Here is a 16644-nt window from a genome sequence, read left to right as displayed (position 1 = left end):
CGAAACAACCACTGGCGCAACCCGATTCAGGCCGGTGGCACGGGCCGGACACTCGAGTGGACCAGCTCGATGAGCTGACCCTCGGGGTCGCGGAGCATGCAGGCATATCCCCCGCCCGGGTCTGCCACGACGGACCCACCCGCGGCGCTGGCCGCCTCCTGCGCCGCGGCCATATCGTCGACGGCGATCGACAGGTGCGTGAGGCCGGCATCGACCATCGAGCCGTCCGGCGCGTCTGGGGCCGGGTGTCCGGAGAACGTGAGTAGCTGCAGCACGAAACCGTCGTTGCGTAGGTAGACGGCCTCGAATCCGATGGGCGGCTCCAGACCGAGCAGCCCCATGGCGAGTTTGTCGGGAACGGTCATCCGCTTGGCCTCGGTGAACCCGAGCGCCTCGTAGAAGCGCTGCGAGGTCTCCAAGTCGCGGACGCGAAGCCCGACGTGACTGACGCTCACCTCAGACTCCCGCCGGACCGGGTGCACCGTGCATGTACAGGGTTTGGCCGGAGCAGTAGCTGGATGCGTCGGAGGCGAAGAACAGCACGCCGTAGCCGATCTCGTCCGGGTCGGCGATCCGGCCCGCTCCGTTGGTCTGGCCGATCATGTCGATGTCGTACCCGCCCCGCTGTGCTTCCTCCTCGAGGCCGGGAGTGCGGATGGCGCCACACGCGATGCAGTTGACCCTGACACCCTTCCGGGTCCAGGCTGCCGCCATCGACCCCGTCAGATTGTTGAGGCCGGCTTTGGCCGCACCGTACGCCGCCGCCTGCGGCATGGCCAGCAGGCTGGCACCGGAGGAGATGTTGACGATCGCACCCTTGCCCTGCGCGATCATCGGTTTGGCGGCCGCTCGCGACAAGTACCACGCGCTGGACAGGTTGAGGTCCAGGACCTGGTGCCACTCTTCATCGGTCCACTTCATGATGGCCTTGGTCTCGCCGCCCCCTGCGTTGTTGAGCAGGACGTCGATTCGGCCGAACTCGGCCAGCGCGGCATCGACGAGGGCCTGGCACTGATCTGACTGGGTCACGTCCGTCGGCACCGCGATCGCGCGACGGCCGAGCGCCTCGATCTCGGCCACGGTGGATTTGAGCGGCTCGGCCCGCCGCCCGGCGAGCACGACGTCAGCCCCCCGCTCTGCCAGGACGAGTGCCGATGCCCGCCCGATTCCGGTGCCACCGCCGGTGATCATGGCAACGCGCCCCTGCATCGAGAACCTGTCGCTCACAGACACCACTTCCTATCCACAGTCGTCACAGCCCTGTTGCCGTACGACTGTACAGCATTGCGCACCGCGCACAAGATTTGCCCCGAAATAGTCGACATATCAGCGCATGTCGAGTACACCAATTGACATGGCGCAGCCGACCAACGATGTCTGGGAAGTCCTGTCCACCGCCCGATCGATCCGTCGATTCACCGACGAACCCGTCGACGACGAGACACTCGAGCGCTGCCTGCAGGCAGCTACCTGGGCACCGAACGGCGCGAACGCCCAGCTCTGGCGTTTCATCGTCCTCGACGCACCCGAGCAGCGCGCCGCAGTCGCCACCGCCGCCAGGACGGCGCTGGAGACCATCGAGTCGATTTACGGGATGACCCGGCCCGCGGCCGATGATCACGGCCGCGCCGCGCGCAACAATCGCGCCACCTACGAGTTGCACGATCGCGCAGGTGACTTCACCTCCGTCCTGTTCACCGCGTTCCGCAACGAATTCGCCTCCGAGTTCCTGCAGGCCGGGTCGATCTACCCCGCTATGCAGAACTTCCATCTCGCCGCGCGCGCCCAGGGGCTGGGGGCGTGCTTCACCAGCTGGGCGTCTTACAGCGGGGAGAAGGTGCTCCGTGACGCGGTCGGCATCCCGGACGAGTGGTTCCTGGCCGGGCACATCGTCGTCGGCTGGCCGCGCGGCCATCACGGCCCGGTGCGCCGGCGCCCCACATCCGATGTGGTGTTCCGCAACCGGTGGGACCCCGAGCATGCCGACATCGCCTACGGCCGCGGCGCCCGACCTCAGAAGAGGTAACCGCTAGCGTTCCCGCGCCAGCTCCCCGAGGAAGCCCCGAGTGCGTTGCAGCGACGCTGCCCGCTGCGCTCGGTCCGTCCCCACCGCGATCGGTTGGGCCCACACATCGGTCGCGCCGGCGGTGATCAGGTCGCGCAGCTGTTCCAGCACCGCCGTCTCGCCGCCGACGATCGCCACGTCGGCAGCACTGTTGCCGCCACCCACCTCGATGATGCGCTGGTAATTGGTCATTCCCGCGTAGGCCGAGGACATCGCGGCCACCGCGTTCCTGGCTTCGGCGGTGTCGTCGTGAACTGCGATCGGCAGCCCTGCGACGACGCGCAGAGAAGGTGTGCCGTGGGCGGCTGCGGCATCTCGGAGTACCGGACCGATGCTCGTCGCGATCGCCGTCGCGGACGCCATCCACAACACCACGCCGTCGGCAAACTGTGCCGCGATCCGCAGCATGCGCGGCGACAGCGCCGACAACAACAGCGGGACCGGATGATCCAGCGCCACCATCCGTCCCGAGCTGTGCACACTCCAGTCGACCCCGTCAACGTCGACGTCCGCGCCACCCAGCAGGCCGCTGATGATGCGCAGGTACTCCCGGGTATTACGGCCAGGATGCGCGTAGGACAGACCCAGCACCCCTCGCACGACCGGCTCGTGCGACGGCCCCAGCCCCAGCGTGAGACCGGGCCGCCCCATCGCATTCGCTGCGGCGGCAACACGATTCGCCTGCAGCAGCGGATGGCAGGGATAGGTCTGAAGAACCGCGGTGCCCAACTCGATCGACGTGGTGGCCCGGCCGGCGATCGCCATCGCGACCAGCGGGTCACCGGCCACAGAGCTCGCGTACCACAGTGCCGAGAACCCCTCCGCCTCGGCCCGCTGCGCCTGCTCGACGATTCGATCGACCGATGAACCGCCTCCGGTCAATCCGATCCGCATATCCCTTACCTCATCACATGAGAGAACTGCCGCTGCGGATGTACATCGAACAGGTCCCGGTAGGAGGGCGGCTGACGACCATCCTCGTCCTTGATGCCGTACTTCACCGCGAGTTCGGCACCGATCAACGTCTGGCCGCTGACGGACATCAGGTCGGGGTCGTTGTACAGCGCCCAGATGACATGCCCGGTCAATTCGGGCGTCTCCGCGCTGTCGAGGATGTGGGCGAACTTGCCGGGATTGCCTGCGATGATCGCGCGCACCCGGTCGGTCAACAGGGAGCCCATCCAGATCGAAACAGCGGCGATCCCTTCGTCTTTGAAGTCGAACGCCATGTCGGCGGCCATCTTGTCCGCACCGGCCTTTGGCACGCCGTAGGCCGGGCCGAAGGCATAGTGGGCCGCCCCCGACGACGACGTGAAGGCGACGAGCCCCCGGTGCTGCGGAATCATCAGCGGCGCCGCATAGACGGTGGCGACATAGCTGCTGCGCAACCCCACGTCGAGCGTGTCGATCACGTTGAGGGGCTCTTCCCAGAACTTCGTCCGGCCCATCATCTCGTCGCGGATGATCGCGGCGTTGTTGACGAGGATGTCGATGCGGCCCTGCTCCCGGCCGATCTGCTCGAACAGCGCCTTCACCTGATCGTCATCCCCATGATCCACCCGCACCGCGATGCCCCGCCCGCCGGCGGCGGTCACAAGTTCGGCGGTCTCCCCGATCGTGCCCCGTATCGGCGAGTCACCGGGCTTCTCGCTGCGACCGGTCACGTACACCGTGCAGCCGTGGCTGCCGAGGGCGTGCGCGATCCCGGCTCCGGCGCCTCTACTGCCCCCGGTGACCACCGCGACCGGCCTGCTGCTCGACACTGCTCGTCTCCTCACATCCGGTGAATCACTCTGTTGCCGCGATTTATTCGGGAATTTCGGCGGCCGATTTCAGTTCCGTGATCGGCCGTGCCAGGCCTTGTTCGTCACAGATTCGTTGGAGCTTCTCCACTGTCGCGGCCACCCCCGGCCCCAGCCTCTCGCCGGGGGTGAAGGTGGCAGGCAGATGACGCATGCCCTGAATGATGCCGATGCTCTCATAGTGCACGGCACCCTCGGGCACGCACCGGTAGTCGGGCATGCGATCGAGGACCGCGAGGACCATCGACTTGAACACCGTGCGCGCCGCGTTCGACCCGATGCACCTGTGCACGCCGAGGCCGAAGCTGAAGTGCCGGTTTCCCTTCCGGTCGAGGACGAGGTCGTCGGGATCGGCGAAGAGGGCAGGGTCGCGATTGGCCATCGCCCACGACAACCAGAGTCGCTGCCCCTCCCGCAGCACGGTGCCACCCACGGTCATGTCCGCCGAGATGGTTCGGGCGTCGCCTGGGGCGGGTGTGAAGAAGCGTAAAAACTCCTCGGTCGCCGCATTGAGTAACGTGGCCCGCTGACTGCTCAATCTCGCGCGTTCGTCGGGGTTCTCGGAGAGCCACTCCAGCGCGTGCGCAGTGAGCGCCGTGGTGGTGTCGAAGCCGCCGCCGATCAGCAGGTTCAACATGCCGAGCAGTTCGATGTCCGGCGGGGCCGCACCGTCGATGCGGAGCTTGGCGAGCGCGTCGATGATTCCGGGTCGTGGATTCTCGCGAATCTCGACGAGGTTGGTGAACAGATCGACCCCCATCGCCAGGTACAGCTCTCGCACGCGTTCGACGTCGGGTGAATCCGGCGGGGTGTACACCGACGCGTGCGCCGGCTCGTTGTACATCGCCCATTTGTTCAGCGGGACACCGAGCATCGCGAGCGTGAGCACTGCCGGAACCACATTGGCGAGATCATCCACGAAGTCGATTCGTCCCGATTCGATGTGATCGTCGATGCAGGCGCGGACGATCTCATCGACGAACGGCTGCCAGCGCTTGACCGCTGCGGGCGACAGGTAGGGATTGAGCGCAGTCCGGTAGTGGCGGTGGTCCGGGTCGTCCATCTCCAACATGCCGCCACGAAAGCCTTCGGTCTCGATCATCGTCGGGATCGAGATTCCTTTGTAGCCGCGACGCTCGTTGTGCACGTCGTGGTCGTTCGAGACGTGTGGGCAACGCGCGACCTCGAACACCTGCTCGCTGCCGGCTGCCACCCAATGCCCACCGTAGGTGTCGGTCCACGCGAGCGGACATCTGCGGTGCATCTCGTGGGTGACGTCGAGAAACGTCTCACGGTAGTCGGCGCTGTGCCGATCGAACTGAAACCTGGTGCTCATGTGTCCGCACCGTCTGTCACGACGATCGCCTGCTCTGGACACGAGCGGGCGGCCTCGGCGACCTGCTGGCGGTGCTGCGCTGCGACATCACCGGTCACCGCGTGGGCATGACCGTCGACATCGTCGAGCCGGAAGGACTCCGGCGCGATCATGGCGCACAGGGTATGGCCCTGGCAGCGAGAATTCTCCACTTGTACCCGCATTCGCTTCTCCACCAATCTGTTGTCCGGCAGCATGATTGATCCGACAGTCACACGACCGCGCCGCCGTTGACGCCGATCACCTGACCGGTGATGTATCCCGCCGCGTCCGAACAGAGGAACGTGCAGAGTGCGGCCACGTCTTCTCCGGTGCCGAGGTGTCCGGCGGGGATGGCTTTTGTCAGGTACTCGGACGGCGGCAGCCTTCCCGAGCGTTGCTGCTCCTGGAGCATCGGCGAGTCGATGGCGAAGGGGGGGACGCTGTTCGCGGTGATTCCCTTTGCCGCGTAATCACGCGCCAGCGTCTTCGTCAGGGCGATGACGCCGCCTTTGGTCGCCGAGTAGTGCCCCTGCCCGGGCGCACCCTGCTGGCCTGCGGCCGAGGAGATCGTGACGATTCGTCCCCACCGCGCCGCCATCATGTCGGCCAGCGCGGCCCGCAGGCACAGAAACGTGCCCGTGAGATTGACCGCGAGGTAGTGGTTCCACTCGTCGAGGGTGATCTTCTCGAAGCGGGTGAAGCCGGCGATGGCCGCGCTGGTGACGATGATCTCCACCGGACCCAAGGACTGCCGGACGGCATCGAAGGCCGCGTCCACGGATGCCTCATCCGAGACGTCGACACCGACCGAGACCGCGTGTCCTCCCTCGGCTCGCAGTTCGTCGGCGACGCTTTCGGCAGCGTCGGCGTTCACGTCCAGAACGGCCACACGATGACCTGCTCGGGCGAGCCCGGCGGAGATCGACCGCCCCAGGCCGGATCCGCCGCCGGTGACCACTGCTACTCGCGTCACATCACAATCCTTCTGCTGCCGTTGCCGGATCAACTGCTGTACAGATGTATAGCTGATGCAGAGGTCCGGCACAAGACGGCTACGGCCGCGTTGCCCCGCCCCGCCCCTTCCCTGTACGGTCGTATAGCGCGGCGCTGTACGGCCGCACCGATCGCTGCCGAGGAGAGACGTTGAGCGAGCTCTACTACGACCCATGGGACTTCGACATCGACCTCGACCCGTACCCCACCTATCGACGGCTGCGCGACGAGTGCCCGGTCTACTACAACGAGCGGCACGGCTTCTGGGGACTGAGCCGCTACGCGGACGTCGACGGGGCGCTGAAGGACACGGCGCGGCTCAGCTCGGCCAGAGGCGACATCCTCGAAGTCGTCATGGCAGATCCGGTGATGCCTCCGGGAATCTTCATCAACGAGGATCCGCCGCTGCACACCATTCATCGCGCGATCGTCTCCAGGGCGTTCACACCGAAGAAGATGCGAGCGATCGAAGACAAGATCCGGGCATTCTGCGTCGCATGCCTCGAGCCGCTCGTCGGTGGCGACCGCTTCGACTTCGTGCAGGATCTCGGGGCCGAGCTCCCCATGCGCACGATCGGCATGCTCGCCGGAATTCCGGACGCCGAACAGCCCGCGGTACGTGAACACGCCAACCAGGTGCTCCGCAACAAGCCGGGCAAGCCGATGACGATCGACAAGGACCGCTATTTCACCGGGGAGATGTTCGGCGAGTATGTCGAATGGCGGGAGAAGAACCCGTCCGACGACCTGATCACCGAACTGCTAAACGTGGAGTTCGAAGACGAGACCGGCACCACGCGGCGGCTGACCAAACAGGAACTCATCGTGTTCCTGGCAGTCGTCGCGGGCGCGGGCGTCGAAACCACCGGTCGCCTGTTCGGGTGGATGGGCAAGGTGCTGGCCGAGCACCCCGACCAACGCAGAGAACTTGCCGAGGACCATTCCCTGATTCCGGCAGCGATCGAGGAGCTGCTCCGCTATGAACCCCCGGGCCCGCACGTGGCGCGCTACGTCGCCACAGACGACGTCACCTTCCACGGGACGGTCGTGCCCGCAGGGAGCCCCCTGCTGCTGATGCTGGCGTCGGCAAACCGCGATGAACGCCATTTCGCCGACCCTGATCGGTTCGACATCCACCGAAAGCCGGGCGGTCACCTCACCTTCGGTCGCGGCGCGCACTTCTGTGTCGGTTCTCCACTGGCCCGCTTGGAAGGTCGGGTGGCACTCGAGGAGGTACTCAAGCGCTGGCCCGAATGGGACCTCGACATGTCCGGTGCGCGGCGGTCGCGGACCTCGACAGTGCGCGGCTGGGACACCATGCCCGCCGTGATCGGCTGAGAGTAGTACGGGCGGCAGCACCGGTTGCGGGCGTGCGCTCTAGCGCTCTCCGAGGATGAAATCCGCCGCGCGCCAGGCGATCGCCATGATCGGTCCGTTCAGATTGCCCGCCACCATCGTCGGCAGTATCGAGCAGTCGACGACGCGTAGATTGTCCACGCCGCGCACCCTGAGTCGGCCGTCGACGACGTCATCGTCACCGGGCCCCATGGCCAGGCTGCCCGCGGCGTGATAGCCGCAGTAGCCGCCGTCGAGGACGGATTCGACGAGTTCGTCGTCGCTGCGGACCGCCGGCCCGGGGAAGGTCTCGTGGCTGATGCGTTCGACCATCGGCGATTGCTCGAAGATCGACCGCATGCGTCGCAGCAGGTTCGCCGCGGTCTCGCGATCGTATTCGGTGGCAAGGTAGTTCGGGTTGATCCGGACGGCGGCGTCGGGATCGTCCGAGGTGATCTCGATGGCGCCCTCCGAGGTCGGACGAAGCACCATGCCCAGGCATGAGACGCCGGCCTGCCGCTGGATCGCCACCGGTTCTCCCACGTTGTAGGGCGGGAGGGTCCACGGCCCCATCAGGAGTTGCCCGTCCGGACGGTCCACCTCGGGCCGCGATTTCATGAATGCCAGGATGTCGAACGACGGTGCCGCCAGCGGACCCTTGCGGGTCGCCAGGTACTTCGCCCCCGTCAGCGCCTGAGCGAAGCTGCTGGAGAGCTGTTTGTTGTAGCCCAGGTCTTCCACCAACTCGTATCGCAGTGTGGCACAGCGATGCTCGCGAAGTCCTCGGCCGACGTTGTCCCGGACCAGATAGGCGGTGACGCCTGCGGCTCCCAGGACGTCGCGCGGGCCGATCCCGGAGCGCTGCAGCAGTACCGGACTGTTCAGGCTACCGAGTGCGACGATCACCTCGCGGTTGGCGTGCACCCGTGTCGTCCCACCGTTGCTCGCGACCTCCAGACCGGTGGCCCTGCCGTTCGCGAAGGTGATCCGCCGCGCGGTCGTGTTGGTGCGCACCGTGAGGTTCGGTCGTGACAGTGCCGGCTTCAGGAAGGCGGTCGCTGCGCTGACCCTGCGTCCGTTCTTGATCGTCGCCGTCGCGTAGCCGATGCGCTCGTCGTCGGATTCGTTGAGATCCTCGACGTTCTCGAGCCCGACCGATGTGCCTGCCGCGATCATCTCCTCGCAGAGCGGGTCGGGATCGCGTGGCACGGAGATGTGCAGTGGCCCGCCGACACCACGGGTGGGCGATGGACCGAACTCGTGGTCTTCGATGCCGCGGAAGATCGGCAGCATGTCGTCCCAGCCCCAGCCCTTGTTGCCGAGGCGTTCGATACCGTCGTAGTCGGACCGATTGCCCCGGTTGTAGACCATGCCGTTGATCGAGCTCGACCCGCCCAGCACCTTTCCGCGCATCCACTGCTCGGAGTGCTGCTTGGAGCCGAAGGGCGTGGTCGAGTAGTGCCACATGTACTTGTCGTTCTCGAACAGCTTGCCCGCACCCTTGGGAATGCTGAAGAGGGGATTGCGATCAGTCCCGCCCGCTTCGATCAACAGCACCGTGATCCGCGGATCGGCTGACAGGCGGTTCGCGAGCACGCACCCCGCAGACCCTGCACCGGCGATGATGTAGTCGTAACTGGTCATGCGCTGTACCTCTCACCGTCCGGGAGATCGAGCCGAGCTATACGAATGTATAGCACAACCGGCTCCGACGACGGGAGCTGCTGTGGATCAGAGCCTGCGGGAGAAGGTGGCGAACCGCCAGAGATAGCGGGGCAGGCCCAGTACCGACGGCGCCTTGGGCCAGGAGTCGGACCGGAAGTAGGCATCGGAGCCGCCGTCGACGAATATGACACTGCCGCAGAGGAAGTCAGCAGCGTCGGACAACATGAAGATCATCCAGTCGGCCAGACTGCCGGGGTCGCCGAATCCGCCCACCGGCACCGGGAACGCATTGACCGTCTTCGCCTCCCTCGGTGTGGCGAGCTGCTGCTCCAACAGCGGGGTCAGAATGGCGCCGGGGGAAAGCGCGTTCAGGCGGATGCCGGCGCCTGCCCAGTCGGCGGTCACCGCGTGGCGCCGCACCCACCGCGACACCGCGAGCTTGGACGCTGCGTAGGCCATCGGCGGCGCCGCGGGGCCGAACAGACTGACGGCGCGCTGCGCTTTCCCCGGGTCGCCGGCGAGCAGGGCGCGCACCGCCCTGCGCGGGACCGCGGGCGTCGTGGTGGTCGAATTGCTCGCCACCACAACCACCTTGGCGTTTCCGGCGGCGGCCAGCGCGGGCCGCCACGCGGTCAGCAGATCCACGACGCCGAAGTAGTTGACCTGGTAGATCAGCCGCGGACGATCCGCCCCCGGCGTGGGCCCGATCCCGGCGGAGAGCACCGCCCCGCTCAGAGGACCACCTCCGATGGCCTCGAGCACCGCGTCGGCAGCTTCGGCACGTCCCTGTGGAGTGGACAGGTCTGCGACCACGTCGGCGTCCCTCAGATCGACGCCGACGACCCTGTGCCCGGCTGCGCGAAGACGTTCGGCCGCCTGATGTCCCATGCCCGACGCTGACCCGGTGACTGCGTAGGTGCCCACCGACCCACAGTATCCGGGGGTATTGCGCTCGGGCGGTCGGGCTGGTGCAGTCGTGTCATGCCGTTCATCGAGCACGCCCGCGGCCGCGCGTACTACCGTCACTGGGCGGCCGCCGAAACCCGGGCCGCCGTCATCTTCCTGCACGGGTTCGGCGAGCACACCGGGCTCTACCACCGGTACGGGTTCGCGCTCAACGCCGCAGGCATCGACCTGTGGGCCGTCGACCAGTTCGGGCACGGCCTGAGCCCGGGGGAACGGGGCGATTTCGGGTCCATCGAGGACAGCTCGGCATTGGCCGACAGCCTGACCGAACTGGCCCGGGAGCAGTGCCCGGGGATTCCGCTGCTGGCGCAGGGGCACTCCTTCGGATCGATCGTGACGCTGTTCCGGCTTCTGGACGGCTCCGATCGGTACCGGGCCGGCATCATCTCCGGCGCGCCACTGATCCCGGTGCCCGAACTCCTCGACGCCGACACCTCGCTCGACCTCGAGCCGGGTTCGCTGTCCGCCGATCCGTTCTACCTCGACGCGCTGGCCAATGATCCGCTGGCGTTCGTCGAAGCCGACGGCGCAGCGCTGGTCCGTGAGTTGGACCGGGGCTGGGACCGCTTCGGATCCGACCTGCCGACGCTGTCGGTACCGACGCTCGCGGTGCACGGCGTCAACGACCCGATCGCGCCGATCGGTGCGGTGCGTGCCTATGCCGAGCAGATCGAGTCGCTGTCACTGGTCGAGTTCGCCGGCGCCGGGCACGACATCCTCAACGAGTCCCAGCACCGCGACGTCGCTTCGGCGATCATCGGGTTCGCCGACCGTCACCTCGAGTGACAAAGTTATCCACAGGAGTTACCAACAGTGTGGATGAATGACAAGCGTGTGATTCGGGGACGTCTGCCCGGCTACAGCCAGGTGTCTTCCGTCGTCGCGGTCAAGAAAGCCTCGAGGTCATTGCGCCAATCCGCCGGCGTGTTCTTGTCGGGCTCGATGCCGGTGTACCCGCCCTGATAGAACAGCAGCGGTCGCGGCTTCTTCTTCGGGACGTCGGACAGCGAGTGCACCGCACCGAAGACCACGAAATGGTCGCCGCCGTCGTGGACGGAGTTCACCGTGCAGTCGATGTGGGCCAGTGAGCCCTCGATGATCGGCGAGCCGAGTTTCGACGGTGCCCAGTCGATACCGGCGAACTTGTCCGGTTCCCGGGAACCGAAGCGCGCCGAGACGTCCTTCTGGTTCTCGTGCAGGATGTTGACGCAGAAGCTGCCGCTGGCCTCGATGGCCTGCCAGGACCGCGACACTTTCGTCGGGCAGAACAGCACCAGCGGCGGATCCAGTGACAGGGCGGCGAACGACTGGCAGGCGAAGCCGACGGGCGCACCCTCGTGCACCGTGGTGATCACCGTGATGCCGGTGCAGAACTGGCCGAGCACGTTGCGGAACGTACGCGGGTCGATGGGAGGGTCGCTCATCAACGATGAATCCTCGCGCAAGCGCTCGTCATTACTACTTGAAGCCCACGCTGAAGTCGTGACCCCACAGGGAGACCGCGGTGCTCTCGCGGGCGACCCAGCGGTCGTCGTCCTCCACTTCGAGCCCCTCGCAACCGAACTCGATGTCGAAGCCGCCGGGTGTCTTCATGTAGAAGGACAGCATCTTGTCGTTGACGTGCCTGCCCAGGGTCGCCGACATCTTCACCTTGCGGCGCAGCGCCCGGTCCAGGCAGAGCCCGACGTCGTCGGCGTTCTCGACCTCCACCATCAGGTGCACGATCCCGCTGGGCGTCTCGCCCGGCATGAACGCCAGGCTGTGGTGGCGGGGGTTGACCCCCAGGAACCGCAGCCACGCGGGAGCGCCGTCGGCCGGCCGGCCGACCAACTGCGGTGGCAGGCGCATCGAGTCGCGGAGGTGGAAACCGAGCACGTCCCGGTAGAAGTGCAGCGTCTCCGCGTCGTCGCGGGTCGTCAGCACGACGTGGCCGAGACCCTGCTCCTCGGTGACGAACTTGTGTCCGTAGGGACTCACCACACGGCGGTGCTCTAGTGCCACACCGTGGAAGACCTCGAGGGAGTTGCCCGACGGGTCGTCGAAGATGATCATCTCGTCGACGCGGCGGTCGGCCAGTTCGGTGGCCGTGGCCTCCTTGTACGGCGTGCCCTCGACATCCAGCCGGTTGCGGATGTCCTGCAGCGCAGCGGCGTTGGCAGTCTCCCAGCCCGACACCATGAGCCGGTCGTGGTCGCCCGGCACGATCACCAGTCGAGCCGGGAACTCGTCCATGCGGAGGTAGAGGGCGCCTTCCGTGGCACCGCTACCTTCCACCATGCCGAGCACCTTGAGCCCGTACTCGCGCCACGCTCCGATGTCGGTGGTCTCGATGCGCAGATATCCCAGCGATCGGATGCTCATCTGGTGCCTCCGTTCTTCGCGCTAGCGCTCATCACGAGCCTCCCAGGAAATCGATGGTCAGCTTGTTGAACTCGTCGAACTTCTCCAGCTGCGCCCAGTGCCCGCACTGTCCGAACACGTGCAGCTGAACGCGGGGAATCTGCTTGAGCGCCACCAGCGCCCCGTCGAGCGGGTTCACCCTGTCCTCGCGTCCCCAGATCAGCAGTACCCGCTGCCGCAGCTTGTACACGTCGCGCCACATCATGCCCAGCTCGAAGTCCGCACCGGCGAACGACTTGCCCATCGCCTTGGTGGCGGCAAGCGACTCCGGGGTGCTGGCGATCTGGAACCGCTCCTCGACCAGCTCGGGTGTGATCAGGCTCTGGTCGAACACCATGATGCGCAGGAACTTCTCGATGTTCTCGCGCGTCGGGTCCGCGGCGAAGCGGCCGAGCAGCTTCACGCCCTCGGTCGGGTCGGGCGAGAACAGGTTTACGCTCAACCCGCCCGGGCCCATCAGCACGAGCCGACCGGCGCGCTTCGGGTTGTCCAGCGCGAACCGCACCGCGGTGCCGCCGCCGAGTGAGTTACCAACCAGCGCAGCACGTTCCAGTCCCAGATGGTCGAACAGTTCGAGCAACGCCGTGGAGCTGTAGCGGTTGTACTGCTCGTGTTCGGTGTGCTTGTCTGAGTGCCCGTACCCGGGCTGGTCGACGGCCAGCACGTGGAAATGCCTGGCCAGCACACCGATGTTGCGCCCGAAGTTGGACCAGCTGGATGCGCCGGGACCACCGCCGTGCAGCAGCACGACGGTCCCCGCGGTCTCACGGTGCTCGAAGCCGGCCTCGTGGTAGTGCAGCTTCATGTCCTCGCGTACCTGCGCGTAGCGCGAGGTCGACTCGAACGTGATCTCTTGCTGCTGAGCGGCTTCGGCTGCGAAGGATGTCATCAGGCCGGCCAACTAAACCATCGTGTCCTGCGGCGGCAACCCGAATTCGTTGTTGCCGAAGATCAGGTAGGCCCGCTCCGGCTCGTTCGCCGCGTGCACCCGGCCGGCGTGGGCGTCCCGCCAGAATCGTTGCACCGGTTGCTCGATGCCCAGCGCGGTTGCGCCGGATGCCTCGAACAGCAGGTCGATAGAGGAGATGGCGCGCGCCGTGGCCCGCACCTGGTCCCGCCGGGCGCGGGCACGCAGCTCGAACGGGATCTCCTGATCCGCCTTGAGCAGTTCGTATTCGTCGCGGACGTTGCCGATCAGCTGGCGCCAGCCGGCGTCGATGTCACTGGCGGCCTCGGCGATGCGCACCTTCGCGAACGGATCGTCCTTGGACTTCTCGCCGGCGAACGCCGCACGGACCCGCTTGCCCTGATGCTCGACGTGGGCGTCGTAGGCGCCGTATGCCATTCCCATGATGGGGGCCGAGATGGTGGTGGGATGCATGGTGCCCCAGGGCATCTTGTACACCGGCGCGGTGTTGTTCTCCAGGCCGCCGGCCGTGCGGTCGTTCATCGCCTTGTAGGACAGGAAGCGGTGCCGTGGCACGAAGACGTCCTTGACGACGACGGTGTTGCTGCCGGTGCCCTTCAAGCCGACCACATGCCAGACGTCGTCGATGCGGTACTCGCTGCGCGGGATCAGGAAGCTGCCGAAGTCGACGGGCTTGCCGTCCTTGATCACCGGTCCGCCGAGGAACGCCCACGTCGCGTGGTCGCAGCCCGAGGACCACTGCCACGCACCGCTGACCAGGTATCCGCCGTCGACCACGGTGCCCGCACCCATCGGGGCGTACGACGACGAGACGCGCACCGTCGGGTCGCTGCCCCACACCTCGTCCTGTGCCTGCTGGTCGAACAGGGCGAGGTGCCAGTTGTGCACACCGATGATGGACGACACCCACCCGGTGGAACCACACGCGCTGGCGAGGCGCCGGACCGCCTCGTAGAAGACGGTGGGGTCGCACTGCATGCCACCCCACTGCTCGGGCTGGAGCAGCTTGAAGAAGCCGACCTCGTCGAGTTCGTTCACGGTCTCATCGGGCAGGCGCCGCAGTTCTTCGGCGGCCTGAGCGCGCTTGGCGATCCGCGGCAGCAGATCGTCGATGCCGGTTAGGACCGACTGCACGTCACGCTGTTCAATGGACGTCACGGATTTGCCTCCCGAGAGTATGGACCTGGCGATGAGCGCTTGCGCGAAGAGCAGATCGCGGCGATGTGCGCTTGCACGAAGAGCAGATCGCTAACAGAAAGATTAGAACACGTTACGATTTGTGTCGAGCAGCGCATGTCTGTGGGCGCTGGACCAGCGCACATGCATTTCTGTAACCTGTTCTAGTTATAGGCGGAAGTCAGCATGAAGGAGGGCAGGCCAGTGACCGATGAACCGCTCGGCAGCCACGTGCTCGAGCTCGAGGTCGCCGACGTCATCGAGGAGACGTCCGACTCGCGGTCGCTGGTTTTCAAGGCGCCCGAGGGCCCTGGAGCCCCCGAGCTCCCTGCCGACAAGTTGCACTACGCGCCCGGCCAGTTCCTGACGCTGCGGGTGCCCAGCGATCGGACGGGGTCGGTGGCCCGGTGCTACTCGTTGTGCACCTCGCCGTTCACCGGCGATCCGATGACCGTGACGATCAAGCGCACCGCCGACGGCTACGCATCGAACTGGCTGTGCGACAACGCCCACCCCGGCATGAAGCTGCACGTGCTGGCACCGTCGGGCACCTTCGTCCCCAAGACCCTCGACACCGACTTCCTGCTGCTGGCGGCCGGCAGCGGGATCACCCCGATGATGGCGATCCTGAAGTCGGCGCTCAGCGAGGGCAGCGGAAAGGTGACGCTGGTCTATGCGAATCGTGACGAGAACTCCGTCATCTTCGCCACGGCCCTGCGCGATCTCGCGGCCAAGTACCCCGATCGGCTCACCGTCGTGCACTGGCTGGAGTCGGTGCAGGGGCTGCCCACCGCGACCGCGCTGTCCGAACTGGTCACGCCGTTCACGACGCGCGAGGCGTTCATCTGTGGACCCGGGCCGTTCATGGCGGCCGCCGAGGAGGCCCTGAAGACATCGGGGGCCGCCGCCGAACGCATCCACATCGAGGTGTTCAAGTCGCTGGAGTCCGACCCGTTCAAGGCAGTGGTGATCGAGGAGGACGACAGCGACGAGGGTCCCGCCACGGCGATCGTGACCCTCGACGGCGAGACCCAGGAGGTGCCCTGGCCGCGCAACGCCAAACTTCTCGACGTGCTCTTGGCCAAGGGTCTGGACGCACCCTTCTCCTGCCGCGAGGGACACTGTGGCGCCTGCGCGGTGCTGATCAAGTCGGGTGAGATCGAGATGGAGGTCAACGATGTGCTCGAGCAGCAGGATCTCGACGAGGGCCTGATCCTGGCGTGCCAGGCGCACCCGCGCTCCGATTCGGTTGAAGTCACCTACGACGAATGAGCCGCGGGCTACCATTCCGGCCACGGGAGGAACACGTGAAGCGATTTGCCCGACTGTCCGCCGGACTGTCTCTGGTCACGGCGACCTGGTTCGCCCTCGCGCTCGTCACCCCCGTCTCCGGGGCGTCGGCAGCACTCGACACCGCTGACGCCTCGATCCCCGTCGACCCGGTGACCGCGATCGAAGTGCACACCACCGCCGACTGCGTGCGGGCGGCCAACCAGTGCTTCTTCATCGCGAGCGCGAATCTGCGGACGCCGCAGGGCCCGATCGGTTTCCCCGACGACCTGTGGGCGCGCCAGACCACGACGCTGCGATCGACGGACCGAAATCTGTTCCTCGACACCGACTTCCAGGCAGCGAACACCCGGATGTTCAAGTCGCTGCGGGACATGGAGTTCACCACGATCTACTTCGGCGGCGGACCGGTGGAGAAGTACCGGCTGCAGGGCAACACGTGGCCGACCGACTGGGCCACCGGGCGGCCCAAGCTGGATGCCGACTACATCGTCTGCTCACACATCCAAGTGGTGTACGCGGGCGTGAACCTCACGACACCGGACGCCTGCTCGCAGACCACGTTCGACTAGGAGCGTGGGTCAGTAACACGCCGGGCGGGGTGCCTGGGCCGGTGGCGGGTGTAGGGGATCATGGGGTGTGCCTGATGATCTCGATGCCGACGGTT

18 protein-coding genes are annotated in these 16644 nt (G+C 66.4%); 5 read left to right on the top strand and 13 right to left on the bottom strand.

Annotation, left to right across the window (positions count from 1 at the left end; genetic code table 11):
- Nucleotides 1-26: 26 nt before the first annotated feature.
- A complete protein-coding gene (locus H7I57_RS02585) occupies nt 27-455 on the bottom strand; it encodes a VOC family protein (protein ID WP_264021720.1) in 429 nt (142 codons plus the stop codon).
- 1 nt (nt 456) lies between these two features.
- Nucleotides 457-1227 (bottom strand): SDR family NAD(P)-dependent oxidoreductase, encoded by a 771-nt coding sequence (locus H7I57_RS02580; protein ID WP_264021719.1) that lies wholly within the window; start codon nt 1225-1227, stop codon nt 457-459.
- A 127-nt stretch (nt 1228-1354) separates the two neighbouring features.
- On the opposite strand from H7I57_RS02580, the gene H7I57_RS02575 reads away from it, so the two are divergent.
- The gene (locus H7I57_RS02575; protein WP_264021718.1) at nt 1355-2026 is read left to right on the top strand and encodes a nitroreductase family protein; all 672 of its coding nucleotides are present in this window, start codon (nt 1355-1357) and stop codon (nt 2024-2026) included.
- A 3-nt stretch (nt 2027-2029) separates the two neighbouring features.
- Here the strand turns inward: H7I57_RS02575 and H7I57_RS02570 are convergent, their stop codons facing one another.
- From H7I57_RS02570 to H7I57_RS02550, 5 genes are read right to left on the bottom strand one after another with little or no spacing between them, the layout of a single operon-like run.
- The gene (locus tag H7I57_RS02570) at nt 2030-2959 is read right to left on the bottom strand and encodes a TIGR03564 family F420-dependent LLM class oxidoreductase (protein WP_264021717.1); all 930 of its coding nucleotides are present in this window, start codon (nt 2957-2959) and stop codon (nt 2030-2032) included.
- Between the two features lie 5 nt (nt 2960-2964).
- Nucleotides 2965-3828: an SDR family NAD(P)-dependent oxidoreductase gene (locus tag H7I57_RS02565; protein ID WP_264021716.1), complete on the bottom strand. Its 864-nt coding sequence runs from the start codon at nt 3826-3828 to the stop codon at nt 2965-2967.
- A 43-nt stretch (nt 3829-3871) separates the two neighbouring features.
- On the bottom strand, nt 3872-5203 hold the full coding sequence (locus H7I57_RS02560; RefSeq protein WP_264021715.1) for a cytochrome P450: 1332 nt from the start codon (nt 5201-5203) through the stop codon (nt 3872-3874).
- On the bottom strand, nt 5200-5406 hold the full coding sequence (locus H7I57_RS02555; protein ID WP_264021759.1) for a ferredoxin: 207 nt from the start codon (nt 5404-5406) through the stop codon (nt 5200-5202). The genes H7I57_RS02560 and H7I57_RS02555 overlap by 4 nt, the downstream gene beginning before the upstream one ends.
- A 47-nt stretch (nt 5407-5453) precedes the next feature.
- Nucleotides 5454-6197, bottom strand: coding sequence for an SDR family NAD(P)-dependent oxidoreductase (locus tag H7I57_RS02550; RefSeq protein ID WP_264021714.1), 744 nt, complete (start codon nt 6195-6197; stop codon nt 5454-5456).
- Between the two features lie 170 nt (nt 6198-6367).
- Between H7I57_RS02550 and H7I57_RS02545 the strand changes: the two genes are divergently transcribed.
- On the top strand, nt 6368-7555 hold the full coding sequence (locus H7I57_RS02545) for a cytochrome P450 (protein ID WP_264021713.1): 1188 nt from the start codon (nt 6368-6370) through the stop codon (nt 7553-7555).
- Between the two features lie 39 nt (nt 7556-7594).
- Here H7I57_RS02545 and H7I57_RS02540 read toward each other — a convergent pair whose 3' ends face one another.
- On the bottom strand, nt 7595-9196 hold the full coding sequence (locus tag H7I57_RS02540; protein WP_264021712.1) for a GMC family oxidoreductase: 1602 nt from the start codon (nt 9194-9196) through the stop codon (nt 7595-7597).
- Between the two features lie 87 nt (nt 9197-9283).
- Nucleotides 9284-10141 carry an SDR family oxidoreductase gene (locus H7I57_RS02535; RefSeq protein ID WP_264021711.1) on the bottom strand — a complete coding sequence of 286 codons (858 nt, stop codon included), beginning with the start codon at nt 10139-10141 and terminating at the stop codon, nt 9284-9286.
- Between the two features lie 57 nt (nt 10142-10198).
- Between H7I57_RS02535 and H7I57_RS02530 the strand changes: the two genes are divergently transcribed.
- Nucleotides 10199-10969: an alpha/beta fold hydrolase gene (locus H7I57_RS02530; protein ID WP_264021709.1), complete on the top strand. Its 771-nt coding sequence runs from the start codon at nt 10199-10201 to the stop codon at nt 10967-10969.
- Nucleotides 10970-11040: 71 nt separating this feature from the next.
- Here H7I57_RS02530 and hsaB read toward each other — a convergent pair whose 3' ends face one another.
- Genes hsaB through hsaA form a run of 4 tightly spaced genes read right to left on the bottom strand, consistent with a single transcriptional unit; the run spans nt 11041 to nt 14669 of the window.
- A complete protein-coding gene (hsaB, locus tag H7I57_RS02525; protein ID WP_264021708.1) occupies nt 11041-11607 on the bottom strand; it encodes a 3-hydroxy-9,10-secoandrosta-1,3,5(10)-triene-9,17-dione monooxygenase reductase subunit in 567 nt (188 codons plus the stop codon).
- Nucleotides 11608-11641: 34 nt separating this feature from the next.
- Entirely contained in the window at nt 11642-12544 is a 903-nt protein-coding gene (gene hsaC, locus H7I57_RS02520; protein ID WP_264021707.1) for an iron-dependent extradiol dioxygenase HsaC, read from the bottom strand.
- Between the two features lie 31 nt (nt 12545-12575).
- Nucleotides 12576-13472 (bottom strand): 4,5:9,10-diseco-3-hydroxy-5,9,17-trioxoandrosta-1(10),2-diene-4-oate hydrolase, encoded by an 897-nt coding sequence (gene hsaD, locus H7I57_RS02515; RefSeq protein ID WP_264021705.1) that lies wholly within the window; start codon nt 13470-13472, stop codon nt 12576-12578.
- Between the two features lie 12 nt (nt 13473-13484).
- A complete protein-coding gene (gene hsaA / locus H7I57_RS02510) occupies nt 13485-14669 on the bottom strand; it encodes a 3-hydroxy-9,10-secoandrosta-1,3,5(10)-triene-9,17-dione monooxygenase oxygenase subunit (RefSeq protein ID WP_264021704.1) in 1185 nt (394 codons plus the stop codon).
- Between the two features lie 222 nt (nt 14670-14891).
- Here hsaA and H7I57_RS02505 point away from each other — a divergent pair, with 222 nt between their 5' ends.
- Together H7I57_RS02505 and H7I57_RS02500 are read left to right on the top strand one after the other, a co-directional pair.
- Nucleotides 14892-15959: a 2Fe-2S iron-sulfur cluster-binding protein gene (locus H7I57_RS02505; RefSeq protein ID WP_308204303.1), complete on the top strand. Its 1068-nt coding sequence runs from the start codon at nt 14892-14894 to the stop codon at nt 15957-15959.
- Between the two features lie 35 nt (nt 15960-15994).
- The gene (locus H7I57_RS02500; RefSeq protein ID WP_264021701.1) at nt 15995-16549 is read left to right on the top strand and encodes a hypothetical protein; all 555 of its coding nucleotides are present in this window, start codon (nt 15995-15997) and stop codon (nt 16547-16549) included.
- Nucleotides 16550-16644 lie beyond the last annotated feature (95 nt).

This window comes from Mycolicibacterium pyrenivorans (assembly GCF_025821625.1).
GTDB classification, from domain to species: Bacteria; Actinomycetota; Actinomycetes; order Mycobacteriales; family Mycobacteriaceae; genus Mycobacterium; species Mycobacterium pyrenivorans.
This window is presented reverse-complemented; position numbering and strand designations above follow the sequence as displayed.